Below are 21,782 nucleotides of genomic sequence, written 5' to 3' on the forward strand. Positions count from 1 at the left end.
GCCTCGTATCAAGAGGCGTCCAAAAAATTTCTCCTTTGCTTTGAACACAAGAAGCTGCGCATAAAATTAAGATTCATTCAAAAAGAATATTTGTTAGAATTGAATCTTAGGACCTAATCTAATGGCATCCTCTAAATGACTTGGTGCAAAGTGCGCGTAAACCATGGTTTGCTCAATCTTTGCATGGCCAAGTACTTGCTGTAAAACTAAAATGTTACCTCCGTTCATCATAAAATGACTCGCAAAAGTATGCCGTAGGACATGGCTGCACTGTCCCTTTGGCAAATTAATATCCGTTTTATTTACCGCTCTTTCAAACGCCTTTCGACAATCTGCAAATAGTGGCCCTGATTTTTTGGGGATCTCATTAAACAGCTTTTCACTAATTGGTACAGTTCGGTTCTTTTTACCCTTGGTATTAATAAAGGTGATGCGATAGCTATTGCCTGATTTTATAACCTGAGAACCTTTCAAATTACACGCTTCACTTATCCTACAACCTGTAGCTAAACAGATTTTAGACACAATTAAAATATGCGGGTTAGTAGAGCGTTTTAATTCATTTAGCAAAGTAATTATTTCGTCTTCCATTAAAAATGAAAGTTCGGTTTGCTGTAGTTTGAACGGTTTAATTTCAGCTAAAGGATTTGGATATTTTAACTCCCCTACTTCAATTAACTTATTGAACATACTCTTAATTAAAACAAGGTCGTTGTTTGCAGTTTTTGGGCTTATTGGCGTTTCACCCGACATACGTTCACCACGCCATTTAACAAAATCTTTAGCCTGTAAATTCATAGCAATTGGATTGTTTAGCGCTTCACAAATCATTTCTAATTTAGCTAAAGCCCGCTGCGGTGAAGCATAAGTTTGACCATGTACTTTGTACCAAAGCTGGACTAAATCAGATAAGTGACGGCTATCAATTTTTTCTTGTTTCCAAGGCTTATCTTCCGCCTCAGCAATAGTATGATTTACAAATCGTTGCGCCTCGCCACGTGTAGGAAAAACCTTTCTAATCCTTCGGCCATCAGCACCCCAAGGACGAATGTCAACTTTGTAACCACCATCAACTTTTTTGATTGTCATTTAATTTCTCAGGTATAAACATGCGTTTAATATGCAATTTTTTACGCAAGCTTAAACTATTACATACCTAAAACTAAAATGATTTTTCAATACCCTTCATCACAATGACCGCTGTGCTTGTTAATTTATCTTTATTTAAATTAGGTAAAATTCCAAGGTCAACACTCTCAAACAACCCCTCTTTAATTTGTTCAAGCATAACTTTTTTATCAAAAATAGGAGCGTTAATTCCATACAAAATTAAGTCCATAGAAGCACCTTTTTCATTGCATGCCTGAACACATTGAGGGTATGGAATGGACTCTTTTTGAATCATTTGTGTAGCCCAATTCCTTTGTTTTCCAAAATAAATTGATACTTCAGTTAATGTTTTAAAACTATAAATATCTTTAATAGTTTCAATTACTTCTTTGGTACTTTTTAATTTTTTACTCATGAAACACACTCATATTTTCATACCTACCCATTTAAATAAACTTTACATAAATTTAAATAACCAGTATATATAATAAATAACATTTACAGCAAAATGATATAATATAGTACATACATACTATATTAAAGGATTGAGATAGTAAACTATGCACGACAAATTAATTTTATCAATTCCAACCCCAATTCTGACCTATCAGGAATACGCACGTTTACAGGGTATTACCGTAAAGGATGTCGTTAACGCTGTTTTTGCAGGTAGGTTACCAGTATACACCCCACCGTGTTCTCCTGGTGAAAATCCTGCTCGAGTAAAAAAATATATCAACATGATTGCCCTTTATGCCGAAGCAGCAAAAGCAGCAAATATCGATATGACCTTAACTAGCAATCAAGGTAATTAATTATGAAGATGGCAGAGCAACAAACTTTTAAGCCACAAAGAACATCTGCACCAGAGCCTTTTAATCCCCATGTGCATGATTTAAGTGTCTTGTCTGAGGCTGAATTTTCAGATCTATTCCCAGTTGATGCAGCTTGCAAAGCTACTGAATCCATACGTCCTAGTGGTACTGCTACTGATATTGTTAATGGCTTAACTAAAGAGCTACCTAACTACCTCTTAAATAGTGAACAACGCAAAGGTCTAAGGAAGTTTAATAAAAAACCCCTAAATTCTTTTTTTGATCACAAGTCGTGGCGTAATCAAATTTTTAAGCGTCACCCTAATTTGGCAAAAATACTTAGCACTGGCTTTTCCCTACTTGAAAAGTTTTATGACCTTGATAAAGCAAATGAAGTCTTAAGTAAGGCAGATAATGCATTAACTCTTGGAGGCTTCAAGCTTGGTGATGATTTAACCGGTGAAATAAAGCTTTCATGCACTGATTCAGAGCTTATTGAAGCAGCAGAAAATAAGGCGAGATTCTGCCAGTTGAAAATAGCACAATTTGGTTATGGGGTTCGTGTATACCAGCTATTAAGTTCTTTTATCAGCTCATTCAAGATATCACCGCCAGAATTAGAATTTAACATGGAGTCAATTATAGGCTCACTAAACCGTTTTGCAGATCCAATATGGTGGCGTAGAAAATTACGCCAAATACAAGCAGAAACAGTTGAACAAATACATCGAGATTTCCGTCTAGTACATGCAAAAGCTACCCCATACGCATCTGACTTTACCGTAAAAAATCGAAGATACCGAAATCTACAAACAGCTGAGATGATGAAAGGCCTATTTGTTGTTCCAGAAGGCTCAAATCCATTTGAAGATTTCGAAACTCTAGCATCAGTCGTTGAACGTTCTCATACGTCAGGAGTACAGCAAGTATCTGAGCTAATGACTTGCATAAGGGGGTTTGAGGAGTTAGCCGAGGAAATGGGGCATGTTGGCGAGTTTTACACATTCTCGGCACCAAGTCGGTTTCATTCAGTAAACAAAACAGGTATCCCAAACGATAAATACGATGGCTCTACAGCTAATGAATGCCATAAATATTTCAGGGAAATATGGGTTAAAGCCAGAGCTAGATTTGCCAAACGAGAGATTCGACCTTATGGCTACCGAGTTGTAGAGCCTCACCATGATGGTTGCCCACACTGGCATATGCTTTTATTTATGGAAAAAGAGCATATTCATACCGTTCGAAAAATTTTACGAACCCTTCTAACAGAAGATACACCTGAAGAAATATCACGCAGCACGATTAGGTTCAAGCCTATTCGCATGAGAAAAAGCAAAGGTTCGAGCGCTGGCTACATAGTTAAATACATCATGAAGGCAATAACAGGGAGTTGCTTAGAAAATATAAATTGCTCCAAAGCTGGCCAAATAGACATTGCTCCTGCTGACGCAGCCGAAAGAGCTACAGCTTGGTCAAAGGCTTCTCGAATTAGACGATTTCAACCAATTGGTGGCCCCTCTATCACTCTCTGGAGAGAGCTTAGAATGCTAGGTAAAGGTGATAAAGGAAAATGTGAGGTTGCAAATGCCATGAATACAACTCTTGATAAAGTATCTGAATATGTATTGGAAAAAGTAAGACGTGCTGCTGATTCTGGTAATTGGAAGGAATTCTGTTTAGCTATGGGAGGCGTACAAGTTAAGCGAGATAAGCAGCCTATACGCATACACTATCATGTTCCTGATATTGTTGATGAAATTACTGGCGAGATTAGTCGCATCAAAAGTAAATATGGCGACCGTGCTTCAAACAGAATTCTAGGTGTTGCATGGGATTCAATAGTTGTAATTACTCGCCGTGGTACATCTCAAATCCTTACAGAAAGAGAGCTTAACGCTCAACGCAAGATGATGGCTGGTGTTTCTGAGCAAATACAAAGTTGGCATGACGACGGTCGCTTATTTGCGCCTAGTAAAGAGGAGATGCAGTTCCTTGAATCTTGTGCAATCGAAGATTACCAAAACATGTGCTTATTCATGGACTACGAAGCTTTGGCTTCTAATGTTTTAAGCGACGAAGTCGCGCCCTTGGACTTGTGTCATTAAGTGTAACTATTAATAAAATTAAACCCAACTGGAGAAATTATGAATATTGAAGGCGCCATTACAAACTTATTCACGCCCCCAGATACAGCATACACCATAAAAGTTAAACACCGTTTCTTTTGCGGATTCGGTAAATCATCAAGAGTAAAGACAGCTTGGTGTTTAGCCGGTGCAAAATTTTATCAAAAGGAAAGTTTAGAAACAGATTTAGTTAAGCTGGAAAAATTAAACAAAAATCCTACAGTTCACGCTGTTTGTGTAACGACTTGAGGCAATTTATGGATTATCAGCAGCGAATTATAGATTTAATAACTTCACAGAAACAATTGATAGAAGACTACTCAAAGGAGCAATAACTATGGCTAGCATCGAAGGTGCAATTACAGATTTAAAAATCGTAAACAAAACGGATGACAAAGGTGTTCCCTTGCCTGTGGCAGGTGAATTTAAGTTTCATACAAAAAGCCCTGCAAGCATCTGGAGTGTAAAAGTAACGCCTGACCAAGTCGAAAGTGGTGTTTACAAGCAATTAGAAAAGCTGCAATCAGACCCAAGTGGGTGGGGCTTAAAGCCTGTTTTATTAAACCTTGAATACTACGAAGGCGCTAACGTAGCTCGCCAGATGGAATGGAAGGGTTTCCGACTTAATTCGATTGCTGATACAGAGCAACCAAAAGGCTGATTGTCATGGAAATGAGCCCTGAGCAATTTAACGAGTTAATGCTGAATATGCGTCTTATCTATGACGCGATCTTTTGCGCAACCTTGGCTATTTGTTTTGGCCTAGGCGCAATTAAAGGGGGTCAAAGGTGATTACTTTGTCTTCTTATTTTATCGGTGCTTTTGCCCTAGGTTGGGTATTTGGCGCTTTACCTAAGTACTTTGAAAGGATGATTGAGGTTTCTACATCATGAAAAAACATATTTTAAAAAACAAGCTTGTCAAAGCGGGGATTGTAAGTTCACTACTGGTATCAAGTTCAGCTTTTGCTGAATCAGCTTTACCGGCTGGTATCACCACTGCATTCACTAATTTTTTAACTCAAATCACTGAGCTTGAAACATTAGCATGGACTGTAGTTCCGGTGATTGTTGGTGCGTTCATTTTAATTAAATTATTTAAACGTTTTTCTAAGAGCGCTACTTAATTCTAATTATTACATCAACTATGAGACCAACTTAGTGTTGGTCTTTTTTATCTAAGGCAAACAGATGAAAAAAATAATTCTCTTACTCTTATTATCTTTTTCAATACAAGCCACCGAGCAATGCCCTGAATTCATTGATTCTGAAGAAAATCCAACACAAACAATGCCAACTGTCGAGTTCTTCTATCAAGCATTTACTGAGAACCAACCCCAAGTATTCAAACACTCTTCTGATTACAACGCTAGATACCAAGTAGTTGAAGGTATATGGAAGTCTGCTATTGAAACTTGTCCAAGTCGATTAGGTGATTACCGATTTACTGAGTCTTGGGCTACCGGCGGTACACCCCAAAGCCCAGATTTAGCATGTTTATATACTCTCACTAGATATAAAAGTTGCCCAACTGGTTACACCTTCGATATTGTAAGAACCCAATGTAAAATTGACACACCTGGTTCATGTGAAATACCACCTGAAACTTGTAATGATGGTTTCCCACCAGATTTACTCGGTTATCCTAATTGTGATAGACCACATCTGCAGCAATGTTCTGATGGCTCATATTTATTAGAGACGGAAATTTGTCCTAGCATTACTGACCCAGAACCAGATCCTGAACCAAACCCTGACCCTGAGCCAACTCCTAATCCTGATTTAGATCCTTTAATACAAAAAATCTCAGAGTTTAAAGAGCAAGAAAAAGACTCATCGACACAACTATTATCTAAAATTGATGACTTAAATAATGAGGTTAAAAGCTCATCTGAATCATTACGTTCAGATATTACAAATTCAATAAACTCGCAAACTTCATCTTTGCAGTCATCAATTGAACAACTTCAAAGTTCAAATGAATCTAGTTCAAATATGCTAAGAGACCAGGTATCTCAATCAATTTCAAGTTTAGCTACAAGTAACCAAGTTCAATTAGGTCAATTAAAATCAGCTACCGATTCGCAAACTGTTGCTATGAGTGAAAAATTAGATGATACAAATACTCATCTTGAAAATGTAAGTGGTTTACTTAACCAAATTGCAGAAAATACAAGTCAATGTATACCTACTCCTGAGAATAATTATTGTGGAAATGAGTGCACTCCAACACCAGAAAATAAATACTGTGAGTCCCCTCACGGATTAACAACAGAGCAAATTCAAAACACCTTAAATTCTATTGATGGATTTTATACAGAAGAGTTAAATACTATTACCACGGGCTTTGAAACTAAAGTGAATGAATTTAAGGATGGTTCACCACTTGGCCCAGAAATGTCAGAGTCACAACTTGAAGCATTCATGTCTTATTTTACAGAACTAATACCTTCTTCTGGTGTATGTGCCCCTCTAGTCCTTTATGAGCGCAATGGTAAGCAATACGTTATTACCTGTGAATTTTCCGAAAAGTTTAAAGCTTTATTCGGATGGCTTTTAGGTCTTTACACAGTTCTAAAACTTATTTCTATCTTGATGACAGGAATAGTCCCTCGAACAGCATCACACCAGTCAAGTTTATTTTAGAGGATATATTATGCCAGCAATCTTACTACCTATAATCGCCGGTGCAGCAAACCTAATGCGTTTACCCGCCTTGGTAGCTTTTCTAGCGGGTATATTTGGTCAAATAGTCGCATTTTTCGCTAAGTGGGTATCAACAAAAATAGCAATGCAACTAACAATATTGACTGCCTTAATTGGATTGACTGTAGCTGTTTTTACCGGAATCAGATCAATTATGCTGGGGATTTCAGTAATAGCTCCTGACTACCTAGTTCAAGCTGCATCCTTAGTCGTACCTGACAATGCAGCATTATGCCTATCATCAATTATTAGCGCTAACGTTATCCGGTATGTCTGGGTATGGAAAGTTTACTTTATTGAGTCATTTGGAAGAGGAAAATAATATGTCTATTAATTTTATCATCGGTGAACCTGCATCTGGTAAGTCAGCTTATGGAGCAGATTTAATTATTAAGTACTTAGAATTAAATAAAAGTGTATTTACAAATATAAATTTAGAAGATTTCGATTCGTTAACGCCTTACGAATATGATGAAAATCTAAGTTTAATTGGCTCAGGTCAAGCTTTTCAACCAGCACAATTTTTCACGCAATTGACTAGCGATAGAACTGAAAAAGGTGAATCCGAATTGCCAGAGCTACTCATTTTCGATGAATTCATGCACAACAAAAACCATGCAGACCCTAAATTTATTGAGTCACTGATGTATCTGTCATCTAAATCATGTGATGTTTACCTCATACAACAATCTACTTTTTTAACTTCTCACTCAAAATCACTTTTTAAAAATAAATATGTCCGCGTTATCAATGTTGATTTTATTATAAGGAAATAATATGCCCGTTCATTTTATAACAGGGAAGCTTGGAGCTGGAAAATCACTAAACTCAGTTGCAAGAATAAAGGCTCGCCTAGAGAAAGGCCTTCCCGTTGCAACTAACTTAAATATTCACCTTCCTAGCATGTTAGGCCGCGATAAAAAAAATACGAAACTTTATAGGCTACCTGACAAACCTGAGCTGTTTGACTTTGAAGTTATAGGTATTGGCAACCGCTCATACGATGAATCAAAAAATGGTCTGATTGTTTTAGATGAGTGCGGCACTTGGTTTAACTCTCGAACATGGAACGATAAATCGAGACAAGAAATAATTAATTGGTTCCTTCATGCACGAAAAAAAGGATGGGACATTGATTTTCTTATTCAAAACATAACGCTAGTTGATAAACAAGCTCGTGAAGCACTGGGCGAGTTAGTCGTTCACTGTAGGCGAACTGATAAGTTAAACATCCCTTTTGTTGGCGGCTTATTCAAGCTTTTAACTGGCTCTAAACTTCCTCTGCCTAAGGTTCACTTTGGGATTGTAAAGTATGGAACTCTACCTACATCTATCACTGTTGATAAATGGGTTACTGTGGGTATAAGCCTATATAGCTGCTATGACACTAAACAAATTTTTAGCCCTGATTATGAACATGGTACTTATAGTGTAATCCCAACATATTATACGCACGGCAGATACCAAGTCCCTCCAACTTTTAGGAACGTTATGAGAATAACCAAAATATATCTAAAGAAATTTTCAAAGGTAAAACTTTTGCTATTGGGGGCTTTAATTCCATCTATTTATATATATGCATCATCACCTGGGCCAGGTGAAAATAATGCAGCAACTTCACCAAAACTTATTACCGAGAAACTCATCTTAAGTGAATACAAGATTAGTTCTTTCTCAAATTTACCAAATTCACAAAGCTTCACTATTACAAACAACGCCGGTGCAACGCTCACTCACAGAGCCTTAAAATCTAAAGGTTACACAATGAAAATTAATAGTTCGTGCGAAATTACTTTTACAAAAGGTGATAAAAATGAAACTGTTTTTTGCTAGCCTAATGCTATTAGCTTTCAACTCTTATGCCTATGATGCATTCGAGCTAAGAAATTCACCTTTAACAGATTTGACATCCTTTGTTTCAAAAGAAACAGGTAAAACTATCATTGTCTCTCAAGAGGCAAGCACAACACAGGTTACGGCCGACATTCCTAATATCAATAAAGATGATCTCATTATACTTTTAGAACAAATCGCAAAATCCAACAACTTAGTGGTTTTAAATAACAATGACTTAATAAGAGTAGAATCTGATAGAAGTCAAATGATTACAGTCGGGGCACTAGAGTCTGTTGTTTATACATTTACTCACATACAAAGCACAAAGGTTGCCCCCCTATTTTCTCAGTCTATAAAAACCCCTGATACTGATAAAAAATTCATGGAAAAAATAAATGACGTAAAGTTCCAGCTGCCAAGTGTTTCAATTTTACCTAACTCAAATTCACTATTAGTAATAACCTCGCCTGAAGTCCATAACCAACTAAGCAGCCTCAGAAAAGCATTAGACACTAGTATTAGGCAAGTTCTGATTGAAGCTGTAATAATGGAAAGTGATGCCGGTGATGGTTCTTCTGTTGGCGTAGACTTATCATCAGCATTAAAAACTAATGGATTTACATTAACTTCAAACCTTCTTGGCGCTCTAAACTCTGTTACCACATTACCTGGCGCAACCGCAATGCACTCCTCTAATGGCGATATTCGAGCAGTCATTAACGCTATGTCTAAAGTGAAGAACACTAAGATATTATCCACACCAACATTACTAGTTATGGACAGAGAGCAAGGAGCAATATCAGTTGGGCAAAACGTGCCATTTTTAGTTGCTCAAGATACGACTGATGGAGGTAGGACAACAACAAGGATAGAGCGAAAAAATGTCGGCATCTCACTTTCAGTAGTACCACACATACTTGAAGATGGAAAAGTTATCCTAAAAATCAACCAAGAGTCTTCCAGTGTCACAGACTCCACCGTTGCTGCTGATATTATTACTAACCAACGTTCAATCCAAACCACTGTTTCAGTAACCAATGGTCAAACTATTGTACTTGGTGGATTAATAAGCGAAGAAAATAGAACAAGTACTAATGGAGTTCCTGCACTTCAAGACATTCCTTTCCTCGGTAACCTTTTTAAAACTCATACCGAGAATAGCGTACAAAGAGAGTTAACTATAATGCTAAAAACTGTCATTTTCTAACCGCCAATAACTTAGACATATAATTTAACCGTACTCTAGCGGCGCTTGCGTTGCTGGGGTACGGTTAAATTATATGTAATGGTATTAAGCTAATAAATCGCATCGCAGTTAACTAATCTCAATCTACACCGGCTATTATCTTTACGGTGACAAATCGCAGTGAACTAGTTTCAGCCTATACCGGCTGTTATATTCACGGTGACAAATCACAGTGAACTAATCTCACCCTAAGCCGGCTGTTATTCTCATGGTGACAAATCACAGTGGACTAATTTCATCCTAGGCCGGCTATTATCTTTACGGTGACAAATCCCAGTGAATTTAATATCTTTACTAGGTCAATAATATCTCCTACTTTATCTATACGCTGTTTGATAAGGATTGAAAATGACATTACCTGATAATAATAAGCCGTTTGATGATTTAACTGCTGAAGAACAAGAAGAAGTAATGCAAGACCTTGAAGATATTTTAATTAACAAAGATGGTAAACTTAGACAATCTTTTGAAGATCATTGGAAGACTAAACCTTCTTCACCACAAGTTGATGACTAACGCCAGGCTAAACTATTTCTATGGCGAAGCCATGTAGACCTCACAAAAATGCCTGACTTACCTCCTGGTCAACTAGGTCGTAACCAAGCGAAGCGCATCATAAATTATTTTTGCACAGAACCGCGCAAAGCGCCCCTGATAAACCTTTATAAAACTAATGTGGGCACTAAGTGGACAAGTGCAATAGAAATAAAAAAGCCAGTTAAAGCATAATTCTCTAACTGGCTGTTTTGTATCACTTTAAAGTGGTGGAGCTGGGGGGATTTGAACCCCCGTCCGAAAAGCCTCGACCGTCGGTACTACATGTTTAGTATCGTCTTTTAATTAACCTTTAAATCTCGGACGAACACGATAGATAAAGGCGAGGCTGCTTGGTTTTAGCGCTTCAACCCCAGCCAGGGTTTCCGTCGCGATCAGGTGTTAGGGTGACACTCCAAAATCCAGTCCACAAGAATACATGGAAGGAGCGCTAGCTAGCCTAAGCTGCTAGAGAGTAGTTATCGTCGTTTGCGATTACTTTAAGTTGCGGCTTTTTAACGAGGCAAACCGCACCTCGACATGCACCTTGGGCTTCTTGAATTCCGTCGAATCCTAATCAGCCCCTGAATTAGTAAACTCATTCAGAGCGTATAGCCAGTATAACTGAGTAAAGCGCTGATACTCAAGCTCCTTCTGCCCTTTATTTTATAATAGTCGGTTAACTGGCTACTTATCAAACAATCGTATTTTTTGTAACCTTACTATTACTCTGTTTCTTCGTCTGTTGTAGGGGTTTGTGTTTCTTCTGCTAATGGCCAGCCACCCAGTTGCTGCCAACGATTCACGATTAAACAATATAATTCTGCCGTGCGTTCGGTATCATACAATGCTGAATGCGCTTGTTTGTTGTCAAATTCAATCCCCGCTGCACGACATGCTTTCGCCAGCACGGTTTGGCCAAGTGCCAACCCCGCCAAAGAAGTGGTATCAAAACTCACAAAAGGATGAAATGGGGTGCGCTTGATATTATTACGCTCGATGGCGGCATTTAAAAAACCATGATCGAATGCCGCATTATGAGCAACAACCACTGAACGCTGACAACCCGCCGCTTTTTGCGCCTTACGCACTACTTTGCAAATTTCTTTGATCGCTTCATCTTCAGACACCGCACCACGTAATGGCGAGAAAGGATCTATGCCATTAAAATCAATGGCTGCTTGCTCAATGTTTGCGCCCTCAAATGGCTCAACATGAAAGTGCACAGTATGATCAATACTGAGTAGGCCTTCATCATCCATTTTTAATACTGACACCGCAATTTCTAACAGCGCGTCGGTTGCTTTATTAAAGCCCGCCGTTTCAACGTCAATAACCACCGGAAAAAAGCCACGAAAGCGTTTTGCGAAAAGAGTTTGTTCAGTATTTGCCATAGTATTCTAGGTTTGTCAGTATCAGCTGGTTATTATGACAAAATTGATGCCCTCTAGGCTAGGGGCTTTCAAGATTAATTATTTTATAAATTGTAGGCATATAAATTGCTTTAATCTAAATTAGCGTCACAATTGCAGTTACTGAGCGTTTTTAATGCTTAGCTCGCCAATTAATTGGCTCTGCTTAGTTTGATTAAAGTAAACCCTGTTGGAGAGTTCCGTGGTGAAGTTGTCATTGTTATCTATAAGCCTCACAGCAATTGGTCTATTACCCTATAGCGCCACTGCCGCAATGCGCCAATACACTGCAACAGCAGATACCTCACAGTGGCAAGTGGTAACAACAACTCGCTTACAATGTCAGTTAAATCATGAAGTTCCATATTATGGCGAAGCTATTTTTAGTGCCACAGCCAGTAAAAACAAAAACGTGCTGTTTAATTTAGATATGGTTGTACGCCCTGACAATTACAGTATTGCAGGCTTAAAAGCCGTGCCACCACCTTGGCGGGCGGGTTTGCCTGCACGCGATATTGCCAATATGAAGTTACTCCGCAAGTTTGACGGTGAACTCGGCAATAACACCGCATGGGAAATGTTAACCGAGCTTGAAAAAGGCTATCAACCTACGTTTTATTACCAAGACTGGCAAAATAGTGCCGATAAAATTGCCGTGGGCTTATCAAGTATTAATTTTAAACAAGCCTATTGGGCATTTTTACAATGTCGCGACGCATTATTGCCATACAGCTTTGAAGATATATCGTTCACTGTGATGAATTACCAACCAAACACCAGTAAGCTGACCAAGTCATCGCAGCAACGCTTAGATAAAATTGCTGAGTATTTAAAATACGATACCAGTATTACGGCTATTTCAATTGCCTCGTATACAGATAGCTACGGCGGACGTTGGAATAACTTAGAGTTATCAAAAAAACGTGCGCAAGCAATTAAAGAATATATGGTGAGCTTGGGGATTGATGAGAGCAAAGTTGAAACCGAAGGGTTTGGTGAGAAACGCCATATAGCAACTAACGACAATATATTAGGCCGCGATAAAAACCGCCGCTTAGTGATCCAGATAGAAAAAATGTAGCCAGTACTTGCTAGCTACATTTTACCAATATTAAGGGTTAAGTTTAGTAAACTTAGCCTTTTTCTTTAACCAACCATCACCAAACTGAAATACCGCTAAACTCAGTAAGATAATACCAGCCCCTATAAACAATTGCTGATCTACGGCTTCATTATTTAGCCATGCGCCTAAACCTAGCGCAAAACTTGGGGTGATCAAGGTCGTCAAAGCGACCGTACTTGCCGGTAATTTTTGTAACACATGAAAATAAGCCAATGCACCCACGAGTGAACCAAATACCCCTAAATAGCCAATTGACCATAACGATTTTGCACTCCAGGCACTGCTGTTAAGCTCACCATCAACCAGCCACCAAGTAATAAAAAACAACGGAGTCACAAATACTAATGCACCGAATGTGGTTGCCATTGGATGAATAGCAATTTTTACTCGCTTGATCATTACGCCACTTAAACTAAAAAAGCACACGGCCATAAATACGTAGGCTAAGCCTTGTATCTGCATTAATGAGCCTTGCATGTGTTTTTCACTTACCAAGAATAGCCCCAATAATGCAAACGCTAACGCAATTAGTTTAACGACGCTGAATTTTGGCTCGTTGAGTAGTCGCTGTGCTAATAGACCAGATAAAATAGGCGCTAAGCCAAACATCAAAGAAATAAGCCCTGAAGGGACCGTTTTAGCAGCCATGTAACTCAATAACATGCCACCATAAATGCCGATGCTCGAGTAGCCATACAAAAAGCACGCGCGACGATGCCAAGGAACGCGAATATTAGCAATTGCTACAACCAAGGCAGCCAGCACTAAACCTATCGACATACGTAATAACACTGCGAGCGTTGGCGAGACCGACTCACTACTCCAGACAATGCCCAATGGGGTGGTTGACCAAATTAAAACCATTAAAAAATACGATGCTTTAACGCTCACACGCTTATTCCTTTAGCAAGGCGGCGATAACAAAGAGGAAGGAGTACAACACTAACCGCTTTGAAATCGCGGTTAGTAAAAACAACTTAACCGCAGCGCAGCAATGGACGCACAACTGATAGATTCAGCCATGGGCGCATTGTTAGGGCTCGGTTTATGTGTTGCATATAAATAGAATTTTTAATAATAAAGTGAAGTTATAGAAATAGCAGACCTGCACAATAAGTCAACACATTGAATGATTTTTATAGTAAAAACAGCCTTCACTAGCTTAGCTTGTAAATCATAAGTTACATTTATTTTCTTTGATTTATAACAAAACTATTTAAGTTTGTGCCAACTAGTTATATCTTGCCTGCCTCTCACGAAGTTTTAGGGGCAAAAAGTGCTTAAAAATAAAACAATCGGCAGCATGTTAATTGTTGCAGGTACTACTATCGGCGCAGGGATGCTAGCACTACCAATCGCATCTGCTGGGCTGGGTTTTACAACCGCATTAGCGTTAATTATTTCAACATGGGCGTTAATGACTTATACCGCGTTATTAATGCTTGAACTACATCAACATGCTGATCGCGATGCCACGCTAAATACGCTAGCAAAATCATGGCTCGGTAAGCGTGGCCAATATCTGGCTAACTTTTCAGTGATGTTTTTATTCTATGCGCTTTGTGCGGCATATATTGCAGGCGGTGGTGCGCAGCTACAAGAAAAAATAAACACTGGTTTTAACCTCACTATTGCCCCGCAAGTCGGTTCGCTCATTTTAGCTATCGTAATAGGCACCGTTGTTACTTTAGGCACCAGTAAGGTCGATAAGCTAAATCGGGTGCTATTTAGCGTCAAGATTGTGGTATTAGCGAGTTTATTTTATATGCTAACCCCGTATGTTCACGGCCAACATTTACTCGAAATGCCGATTGAACAAGGGCTTATTTTATCAGCTATTCCAGTGGTATTTACCTCGTTTGGTTTTCATGGCTCAATTCCGTCCATCGTTAAGTATGTGGGCCTTGATATTAAAACCTTACGCCGTGTGATGATCACCGGTGCCGCCCTGCCCTTAGTGATTTATATTTTTTGGCAATTAATTAGCCAAGGTATGATGAGCCAAGCAGAGCTACTGACAAGTACCGGCTTACCAGGTTTTGTAGCAAGCATTGCCAATATTGCAAACAACTCAGCGGTCGCCACGGCGGTTAACCTATTTGCAGATTTAGCGCTAGCGACATCATTTCTAGGTGTCAGCTTAGGTTTGTTTGATTTTTTTGCTGATGCGTTTAAAAAAGGCGATGGCAATAAAGATAGGATCAAAACTGCGCTGATCACTTTTATTCCACCATTAGGGTTTGCGCTATTTTACCCACAAGGCTTTATTATGGCTTTAGGTTATGCGGCTATCGCTTTAGTGATACTGGCTGTATTTTTACCCGTCGCGATGGTTTATAAGCAACGTGGCAGCAGTGATAAAAACGGCTATGCTGTGCGCGGAGGCAATATTGGCTTAGCGGTTGCCGCACTTTGTGGCGTGCTTATTATCGGCGCTCAGGGGCTACAAATGGCCGGTTTGATCCCCGCGATTGGTTAGTGACACAACAAAGGCACCTAAGGGTGCCTTTGCTATTGCTACAAGATACGCACTAAAGCTAGATTATGAATAGGATTTAGCCCGATCATTGAGCTTTTCAAACAAGTTTGATAATTCGCTCTCTGCGATCGGCGCACTATAATAATAGCCTTGTACGATAAAGCAGTTATTGTTTTGTAAAAACTCCACTTGCTCTATGGTCTCAACGCCTTCCGCTACCACATTTAATTTTAGCTTTTGTGCCATCGCTATAATTGCAGCAGTGATCTCCATGTCATTTTGATCATCAGGTATGTCTTTAACAAACGAGCGATCAACTTTTAAAATATCAACAGGAAAACGTTTTAAGTAACTCAATGACGAATAACCGGTACCAAAATCATCGATAGAGATTGATACGCCAAGTGCTTTGAGCTGATGCAACTGTGAAATAGCCGCTTCTACATTGCCCATTAGCATGCTTTCGGTTAATTCAAGATGCAAGCGCTTGGCTGGCACCTTGGTTTTCTTAATGATCGATGCTAATAACGGCACTAACTTGGCATCTTTAAACTGTCGTGCTGAAAGGTTAATAGAAATATTATTCTCTCGCCCTTGCACGGCTAATCGAGCGGCAAACTCACAGGCCTCTTGCAATACCCAAGCACCTAATTCAACAATTAAACCGGTCGCTTCAGCTATTGGAATAAACTTGGTAGGGGGGATCATCCCTTCGCTCGGATGAAACCAGCGGATCAAGGCTTCATAGCCCACTACATGCTGAGTGCGGCTATCTACTTGCGGTTGATAGTAAATAACAAATTGCTTTGCTTTAATTGCGACACGTAGTTCATTTTCAATAAACAACCGTTCATTCGCAGCGGCATTGAGTTCTTGGCTATAAAAGTGATAGGTATTACGTCCTTTTGCTTTTGCCTCATACATTGCTAAATCAGCATGTTTTAGCAGCTGATCTTCTTCTTTGCTATCGTATGGTGCCATCGTAATACCAATACTGGCACTGATAATTACCTCGTTATTACCAAGCATTATTGGCGCATTCAAAGTTTGTTGAATGGTATTCGCCACATCCATTGCGTGCTCTTGGCGTTCAATCCCACTGAGCAACACGGCAAATTCATCGCCACCTAAACGAGCAATGGTATCTTCTGCGCGAAGTCGTTTTTTCAATCGATTCGCCACTTCAACCAATAACTGATCGCCGGCGTCATGACCGAGTGTATCGTTAATACGTTTAAACTCGTCCAAGTCAAAATAAAATAAGGCAAACGCATAATGACCACGCTCCGCAAGCGCCATGGATTTGCGTAATTGCATTCTAAAGAAGGTACGATTAGCAAGCCCAGTTAAGGTATCAAAATAGGCTAATTGCTCCATCTTGCGTTGGCTTTCTTTAACAAACGAAATATCTTGGGCGGAAGCAACATAACTGGTAATGCTGCCACCGTCTTCGCGAATTGGCGAGATACTCAGCGACACCCAGATTGGTTTTTTATCTAAACCTTGGATCAAGGTATCGCCGCGCCAATAATTTCGGCTACGTAAATCAATATCGATGTCATCAACTAATATCGCCATTTCGATGGCGATAATGCTTAATAATGGCGACTGCATAAAATGGTTTTCATCAAACCCAGTCATTTCTAACATTTTTGGATTGACGTATTCAATCACAAAATGTTGATCGGTTATCACCACCCCAGTACCAGAGAAAGCCACCGCTTTTGATAATCGATTTGCGGCTTTTTCAGCAATTTCTTTTTCAGTAATACGCTGATTTAAACCATCGATAAGCTTGCGAATTTCAATCGCCATATCGCGAAAAGAGCCATTTAAAGTGCCAATTTCGTCTTTATTTTCTTTTGGGAACTCAATTTGTAAGTGCCCTTTGCCAAAGCTAGTTACGGCATGTACTAGCGAATGAATTCGACGTAGCACCAGTTGGTACAATGCTTGATGTAACAACAGCGCCACCAAAATAGCGTATAAAATAAACAGCCCAAAAAACTTCACTTTTAGCTCTTCAAGCGCAGAAAGTGCCGATGAGCGTTTTTTATAAATACCAATATACCAATCTAAATGTGCAACTTTGCGAATATTTATAATGTGGGTTTCACCATCTTGCACAAAGGAGTCTGCGTATTCTGGTAAATGCATTTTGATAGTTTGATTGATCAGCTGTTGTAGATCGTCATTGATAAAATCATGGCTGCGCAGTGGTTTATTTGCTTGGCCGTATACTTCGTACAAATTTTTACTCAAATTTGGATGAGCAAGTAATTGCCCTTGGCTATCAAAAACGAATAAATGCTGTTCATTATCGCCTATTGGCAATTGCGAAATCAGTGAATCCAGCGCTAAATCACTACCTGTAACCCCTAAAAATTCATTTTCAAGATAAATCGGCACAAGCACACTGACCAACCATTTATGCCAAATTTTATCGTAATAAACTTTAGACCACACTGCTGAACGGGAAGGATTGAGTGCTTCTTGCGCATAATTAAAACTTTGGTTATCAAAAAACTGATGGGAACCCGCAACATTCAAAGCCCAATTAGGAGGCGCAATGCGAATAAAATTATCTTTGGTAATTAAATAAAAGTTAAAGAAATCTTGGATCAAAGTAGGTGCGACTATTTTCCATAGCGATTCAGAATCATTAATGAGTTTTTTATAAAAAGGTGAATATTTATCTTGTGGCATAAAAGCCGCTGATAAACCGTCTTCAGAGGCACTGCGAATACTGCCGTCAGGATCAAAACTCAGCTGCGCACTCTGATTACTCATCAATTGCGATGAGTTATAAAATAGCTGACTAGAGACAACATTATTGGCCTGCTCAGCAATATTAATTTTTGTTTTCACTAAATTATTAAATTGGCGGATCAAACGCTCACTGGAATGTTTGAGCATTTCATGCTCTTCAAATACCAGCTGCTTTTCTTCTGATTTGAGCATTAACACCGCAGCGCAAATCCCAGCAATTAAACAGATCGCTGAAATTAACAATGAGAGTTTCATACTTAACGAATTTACACCAAAACGTGATGGTGGGCGTCTATACACCACAGGACAACCTTATTTTTAATAATTATTTTTATTTAAATTCACCTAAATAAATATACCAGATCCCTATTTAGATTTATAAATTTTTCGTTAATATTACTGAAAAAAACCAATATCGAAAATAAACTATCCTTTCATGGAGATAAAACCCGCTAGAGTGTTGACTTTATAGCCTACTCTCCATACATTAAGCTTATGAATATAAAATTTTCGCAATTACATTTTTCGTTTTTTAGCTTCTTTAGATAGGAGAGGCTTAACTGTTTGCGAGATTAAATCAACCGAATAGCAAAGCCTCCCAACTGGGAGGCTTTTTTGTTTTTATTACCCAAAAGGTAATTTTTTGGAATGAGGAACCCAAAAATGACAAATGATGTACTAAATTCACTCAGACACGATATTAATGAAATCGATTCTGACTTACTGGTTTTACTGGCTAAGCGTCGCCGAATTAGCCACGGTGTCGTAGAATATAAGATCGCTAATAATAAACCGATACGAGACGAAGCCCGTGAACTGGCCTTATTAGAGAAGCTCATCGGTTACGGTAAGTCACTCGGCCTAGACGCCTATTATGTGAATAACGTTTTTCAAACCATCTTAGAAGATTCAGTCCTTAATCAACAAGCCATGTTACAAAAGAACTTAAACCCTGATGTAATGAGTGAAACGCATCGCGTGGCGTATTTAGGTGGTCAAGGTTCTTATAGCCAACTTGCTTGCCATAAATATTTTAGTCGTCGCCCAGGTAAACTTGTTGAAATGGGTTGCTCAAGCTTTGAGCAGATCACCGGTAAAGTTGAAAGTGGCCAAGCTGACTTTGGCTTATTACCAATTGAAAACACCAGCTCTGGTAGTATTAATGAAGTATTTGATTTACTACAACACGCGCAAGTATCGATTGTCGGTGAAGTAACTCACAGTGTTGAGCACTGCTTACTCGCGACACCTGATACTGAGCTTAGTCAGATCAGTAAAATTTTTGCTCACCCACAACCATTTGCACAATGTAGCCGCTTTTTGCAAGGCTTAGGCGATATTCAACACGAAACCTGTGATTCTACATCAAGCGCATTACAATCAGCCCTTGAAACCGCTAACAGTGCCGCAATTGGCTCAGCACAAGCGGGTAAAAACGTGGGTCTAGAGGTCATTAAATCAGGGCTTGCCAATCAGCGTGAAAATCACAGCCGCTTTATTGTGGTAGCGCGTAAGCCGTTACATGTATCAAAACAAATCCCAACTAAAACCAGTTTAATTATGGCCACTAAGCAACAAGCCGGTTCGCTTGCTGATGCACTGATGATTTTTAAACACCATAATATCAATTTAGTTAAATTAGAGTCACGCCCTGTTCCTGGCAACCCATGGGAAGAAGTGTTTTATGTGGATTTAGAAGCTAATTTGGTTGATAGCCAAGTCAAGCAAGCGCTTGAAGAACTTAAAGAACACACCCAATATGTCCGTGTACTCGGTTGCTACCAAAGTGAATCACTACAAGCTGTAAGCGTAGAAGGTTAAGCATTACACAAAATATAAAAAGGGCTCAAATTGAGCCCTTCCTTGATTAAAATTTTTTTAATCAAGCACTTTGGCATCATTGGCTTTGTTTAATAAACTACGGCTTTGGGTTAAAAAGTGTGCCGTAGAATCGGAAAAATAAGCTTTCGCATCAGCAAACGAATCAATCAGAGCAGCCTTATCACTTGCTTTTAATTTTGCCAAGGTGCTGGCAAAGGTATCTTGGTACTGCGCTAGCAACGGCTCTACATTGTCAAATTGTGCGAGCATGATGTCAGAATAAAGTTCTGGTGATTGTGCGAATAATCGCCCTACCATCATCAACTCTAATTGATAAATCGGTGACGAACAACTGCGCAGCTCTTCCAAGGTATGGCTTTGTTTTGCTAAAAATTGGCCATATACAAACGTGGTTAAATGGCGCATAACCTGAATGATTTGCATCGCTTCGTCGTGCTTTTGCGCATCAAGTTCAACGAGTTGACAGCCCCACACTTGCAGTTGCGACAATAAACCTTGGGCAATCTCATGATTACGGCCTTCGCACACCACCACTGTTTGCTTTACCCAATGAGAGATATCAGGGCCAAACATTGGATGTAGACCTACCACAGGTCCGCTATGCACGGCTTTTAATACTTTTAATGGCGCTTGCTTAACCGAAGTAATATCAACTAATAAACAATCATCATCAAGTTTTGGTAAGGCTGTTACCACGGCTTCTAAAGCATTAATAGGCACACTGATCATCACCAGTTTTGCGCCAGTTAATATTTCTTGCGCGTTACTTTGCTGCTCTTTATCGAGTATTCTGACCTCATAACCTGAGCGAATAAACTGCTGAGCAAACAGCTGGCCCATTGCACCTTGGCCACCCACAATCACAATAGGTGATAGCTGCGGTGCACTACAAGCAAGTTTAGCCTGTTGGTTTTGATATGCTTCACGCATCATTCGCCGTAGGATATCTTCCACTAGTTCAGGGTTAACACCTTGGTTGATTGCTTCTTGGCGACGGGCAGCTAATAAAGTAGCTTCACGATCAGGGGCATGCAGTGGCGCCCCCGTTTGTTGTTTGATTGCGCCGATCTGCTCGGTAATACTATTACGTCTAGCCAGCAGTGCAACCAACTGGGCATCGCATTCATCGATCCCCGCTCTTAACTTATCTAATTGTTTTATATCCGCCACGCGACTACCACCTTAAAAACTGCAATTTCGTACATTTAAATTTACATAAAAGTAAACTAATCAATACGATAAATACTAACAGGATCGCTTGGTTGTTAAAAGGCTAAATAAGTAAAAGAATGAGGGTTTGAGTTTTAAGTGCTAAGCCATATCCTTTAAGGATGACTGAAGTTAAATTCGATATATGTGTAGTACTTTTTAGAATATTGCTTGTGGGCTTCGCTGAGCTCTAATCAAGCTATGGTGATCACTAGAGCTCGATCTTTTAACTTTACTCTTTCACCTCGCTAACTTCTCTTATCATAAAAACCAAAACGGGTTGCAACCCGAAGGCTGCAACCCGTTTTTTTGCGTTGCTAAACAGCGCGTATTAGTTAAGCTTTTCTCTAATACGTGCAGATTTACCAGAACGCTCACGTAGATAGTAAAGTTTCGCACGGCGAACTGCACCGCGACGCTTAACTGCTACGCTATCGATAAGAGGGCTGTGCGTTTGGAATACACGCTCAACACCTTCACCGTTCGAAATTTTACGAACCGTGAATGCTGAGTGAAGACCACGATTACGCTTAGCGATTACAACACCTTCAAAGGCCTGTAGACGCTCTTTAG

Annotated in this window: 22 protein-coding genes and 1 other RNA gene; 15 read left to right on the forward strand and 8 right to left on the reverse strand. The window is 39.4% G+C overall.

What is annotated here, in order from left to right:
* Window positions 1–93 precede the first annotated feature (93 nt).
* Window positions 94–1,089, reverse strand: coding sequence for a phage integrase (locus ENH88_RS05045; protein ID WP_304180357.1), 996 nt, complete (start codon window positions 1,087–1,089; stop codon window positions 94–96).
* A 73-nt stretch (window positions 1,090–1,162) separates the two neighbouring features.
* Complete coding sequence (locus tag ENH88_RS05050) at window positions 1,163–1,525, reverse strand: hypothetical protein (protein WP_304180359.1); 363 nt, start codon at window positions 1,523–1,525, stop codon at window positions 1,163–1,165.
* 145 nt (window positions 1,526–1,670) lie between these two features.
* On the opposite strand from ENH88_RS05050, the gene ENH88_RS05055 reads away from it, so the two are divergent.
* The 12 genes from ENH88_RS05055 (at window position 1,671) to ENH88_RS05105 (ending at window position 10,357) form a co-directional block, all read left to right on the forward strand.
* Entirely contained in the window at window positions 1,671–1,925 is a 255-nt protein-coding gene (locus ENH88_RS05055) for a DNA-binding protein (RefSeq protein ID WP_304180361.1), read from the forward strand.
* A gap of 2 nt (window positions 1,926–1,927) precedes the next feature.
* The gene (locus tag ENH88_RS05060; RefSeq protein WP_304180363.1) at window positions 1,928–4,033 is read left to right on the forward strand and encodes a replication endonuclease; all 2,106 of its coding nucleotides are present in this window, start codon (window positions 1,928–1,930) and stop codon (window positions 4,031–4,033) included.
* Between the two features lie 39 nt (window positions 4,034–4,072).
* Complete coding sequence (locus ENH88_RS05065) at window positions 4,073–4,303, forward strand: hypothetical protein (RefSeq protein WP_304180364.1); 231 nt, start codon at window positions 4,073–4,075, stop codon at window positions 4,301–4,303.
* A gap of 88 nt (window positions 4,304–4,391) precedes the next feature.
* On the forward strand, window positions 4,392–4,715 hold the full coding sequence (locus ENH88_RS05070; protein WP_138608243.1) for a hypothetical protein: 324 nt from the start codon (window positions 4,392–4,394) through the stop codon (window positions 4,713–4,715).
* A gap of 47 nt (window positions 4,716–4,762) precedes the next feature.
* Window positions 4,763–4,846, forward strand: a complete 84-nt coding sequence (locus ENH88_RS23185) for a tail virion protein G7P-2 (protein ID WP_414704805.1) — start codon at window positions 4,763–4,765, stop codon at window positions 4,844–4,846.
* 97 nt (window positions 4,847–4,943) lie between these two features.
* Entirely contained in the window at window positions 4,944–5,180 is a 237-nt protein-coding gene (locus ENH88_RS05075) for a major coat protein (RefSeq protein WP_257325503.1), read from the forward strand.
* A gap of 64 nt (window positions 5,181–5,244) precedes the next feature.
* Entirely contained in the window at window positions 5,245–6,699 is a 1,455-nt protein-coding gene (locus ENH88_RS05080) for a hypothetical protein (protein ID WP_304180368.1), read from the forward strand.
* A 10-nt stretch (window positions 6,700–6,709) separates the two neighbouring features.
* On the forward strand, window positions 6,710–7,081 hold the full coding sequence (locus ENH88_RS05085; RefSeq protein WP_304180370.1) for a DUF5455 family protein: 372 nt from the start codon (window positions 6,710–6,712) through the stop codon (window positions 7,079–7,081).
* A gap of 1 nt (window position 7,082) precedes the next feature.
* Window positions 7,083–7,535, forward strand: a complete 453-nt coding sequence (locus ENH88_RS05090) for a hypothetical protein (RefSeq protein ID WP_304180372.1) — start codon at window positions 7,083–7,085, stop codon at window positions 7,533–7,535.
* Window position 7,536: 1 nt separating this feature from the next.
* A complete protein-coding gene (locus tag ENH88_RS05095; RefSeq protein ID WP_304180374.1) occupies window positions 7,537–8,592 on the forward strand; it encodes a zonular occludens toxin domain-containing protein in 1,056 nt (351 codons plus the stop codon).
* Complete coding sequence (locus tag ENH88_RS05100; RefSeq protein WP_304180375.1) at window positions 8,573–9,802, forward strand: hypothetical protein; 1,230 nt, start codon at window positions 8,573–8,575, stop codon at window positions 9,800–9,802. The genes ENH88_RS05095 and ENH88_RS05100 overlap by 20 nt, the downstream gene beginning before the upstream one ends.
* Before the next feature lie 387 nt (window positions 9,803–10,189).
* Window positions 10,190–10,357, forward strand: a complete 168-nt coding sequence (locus ENH88_RS05105) for a hypothetical protein (RefSeq protein WP_304180376.1) — start codon at window positions 10,190–10,192, stop codon at window positions 10,355–10,357.
* Between the two features lie 246 nt (window positions 10,358–10,603).
* Here ENH88_RS05105 and ssrA read toward each other — a convergent pair.
* Both ssrA and rnt read right to left on the reverse strand, forming a co-directional pair.
* Window positions 10,604–10,960: a transfer-messenger RNA gene (gene ssrA, locus ENH88_RS05110) on the reverse strand.
* Window positions 10,961–11,100: 140 nt separating this feature from the next.
* Window positions 11,101–11,769, reverse strand: coding sequence for a ribonuclease T (gene rnt / locus ENH88_RS05115; RefSeq protein ID WP_304180378.1), 669 nt, complete (start codon window positions 11,767–11,769; stop codon window positions 11,101–11,103).
* Between the two features lie 223 nt (window positions 11,770–11,992).
* Here rnt and ENH88_RS05120 point away from each other — a divergent pair, with 223 nt between their 5' ends.
* Entirely contained in the window at window positions 11,993–12,868 is an 876-nt protein-coding gene (locus tag ENH88_RS05120; RefSeq protein WP_283711220.1) for a flagellar protein MotY, read from the forward strand.
* 30 nt (window positions 12,869–12,898) lie between these two features.
* Here ENH88_RS05120 and ENH88_RS05125 read toward each other — a convergent pair whose 3' ends face one another.
* Window positions 12,899–13,801, reverse strand: a complete 903-nt coding sequence (locus tag ENH88_RS05125; protein ID WP_064665865.1) for a DMT family transporter — start codon at window positions 13,799–13,801, stop codon at window positions 12,899–12,901.
* 385 nt (window positions 13,802–14,186) lie between these two features.
* Between ENH88_RS05125 and tyrP the strand changes: the two genes are divergently transcribed.
* A complete protein-coding gene (tyrP, locus tag ENH88_RS05130; protein ID WP_304180379.1) occupies window positions 14,187–15,389 on the forward strand; it encodes a tyrosine transporter TyrP in 1,203 nt (400 codons plus the stop codon).
* Window positions 15,390–15,452: 63 nt separating this feature from the next.
* On the opposite strand, the gene ENH88_RS05135 is transcribed toward tyrP, so the two are convergent.
* Window positions 15,453–18,461, reverse strand: coding sequence for a bifunctional diguanylate cyclase/phosphodiesterase (locus ENH88_RS05135; RefSeq protein WP_304180381.1), 3,009 nt, complete (start codon window positions 18,459–18,461; stop codon window positions 15,453–15,455).
* Window positions 18,462–18,821: 360 nt separating this feature from the next.
* On the opposite strand from ENH88_RS05135, the gene ENH88_RS05140 reads away from it, so the two are divergent.
* The gene (locus tag ENH88_RS05140; protein WP_304180383.1) at window positions 18,822–19,979 is read left to right on the forward strand and encodes a chorismate mutase; all 1,158 of its coding nucleotides are present in this window, start codon (window positions 18,822–18,824) and stop codon (window positions 19,977–19,979) included.
* A gap of 57 nt (window positions 19,980–20,036) precedes the next feature.
* On the opposite strand, the gene tyrA is transcribed toward ENH88_RS05140, so the two are convergent.
* Together tyrA and rplS are read right to left on the reverse strand one after the other, a co-directional pair.
* Window positions 20,037–21,170, reverse strand: a complete 1,134-nt coding sequence (gene tyrA / locus ENH88_RS05145) for a bifunctional chorismate mutase/prephenate dehydrogenase (protein WP_304180385.1) — start codon at window positions 21,168–21,170, stop codon at window positions 20,037–20,039.
* 370 nt (window positions 21,171–21,540) lie between these two features.
* Window positions 21,541–21,782, reverse strand: a 242-nt coding sequence (rplS, locus tag ENH88_RS05150) for a 50S ribosomal protein L19 (protein WP_304180386.1), incomplete at its 5' end; no start/stop codon positions are given.

This window comes from Pseudoalteromonas prydzensis (genome assembly GCF_011050055.1).
In the GTDB taxonomy this organism is placed as follows: Bacteria; Pseudomonadota; Gammaproteobacteria; order Enterobacterales; family Alteromonadaceae; genus Pseudoalteromonas; species Pseudoalteromonas prydzensis_A.

Coding starts and splice junctions, on each gene's coding strand:
- ENH88_RS05045 (WP_304180357.1), bottom strand. CDS start 1,089: ATGACAATCAAAAAAGTTGATGGTGGTTACAAAGTTGACATTCGTCCT.
- ENH88_RS05050 (WP_304180359.1), bottom strand. CDS start 1,525: ATGAGTAAAAAATTAAAAAGTACCAAAGAAGTAATTGAAACTATTAAA.
- ENH88_RS05055 (WP_304180361.1), top strand. CDS start 1,671: ATGCACGACAAATTAATTTTATCAATTCCAACCCCAATTCTGACCTAT.
- ENH88_RS05060 (WP_304180363.1), top strand. CDS start 1,928: ATGAAGATGGCAGAGCAACAAACTTTTAAGCCACAAAGAACATCTGCA.
- ENH88_RS05065 (WP_304180364.1), top strand. CDS start 4,073: ATGAATATTGAAGGCGCCATTACAAACTTATTCACGCCCCCAGATACA.
- ENH88_RS05070 (WP_138608243.1), top strand. CDS start 4,392: ATGGCTAGCATCGAAGGTGCAATTACAGATTTAAAAATCGTAAACAAA.
- ENH88_RS23185 (WP_414704805.1), top strand. CDS start 4,763: ATGCGTCTTATCTATGACGCGATCTTTTGCGCAACCTTGGCTATTTGT.
- ENH88_RS05075 (WP_257325503.1), top strand. CDS start 4,944: ATGAAAAAACATATTTTAAAAAACAAGCTTGTCAAAGCGGGGATTGTA.
- ENH88_RS05080 (WP_304180368.1), top strand. CDS start 5,245: ATGAAAAAAATAATTCTCTTACTCTTATTATCTTTTTCAATACAAGCC.
- ENH88_RS05085 (WP_304180370.1), top strand. CDS start 6,710: ATGCCAGCAATCTTACTACCTATAATCGCCGGTGCAGCAAACCTAATG.
- ENH88_RS05090 (WP_304180372.1), top strand. CDS start 7,083: ATGTCTATTAATTTTATCATCGGTGAACCTGCATCTGGTAAGTCAGCT.
- ENH88_RS05095 (WP_304180374.1), top strand. CDS start 7,537: ATGCCCGTTCATTTTATAACAGGGAAGCTTGGAGCTGGAAAATCACTA.
- ENH88_RS05100 (WP_304180375.1), top strand. CDS start 8,573: ATGAAACTGTTTTTTGCTAGCCTAATGCTATTAGCTTTCAACTCTTAT.
- ENH88_RS05105 (WP_304180376.1), top strand. CDS start 10,190: ATGACATTACCTGATAATAATAAGCCGTTTGATGATTTAACTGCTGAA.
- rnt (WP_304180378.1), bottom strand. CDS start 11,769: ATGGCAAATACTGAACAAACTCTTTTCGCAAAACGCTTTCGTGGCTTT.
- ENH88_RS05140 (WP_304180383.1), top strand. CDS start 18,822: ATGACAAATGATGTACTAAATTCACTCAGACACGATATTAATGAAATC.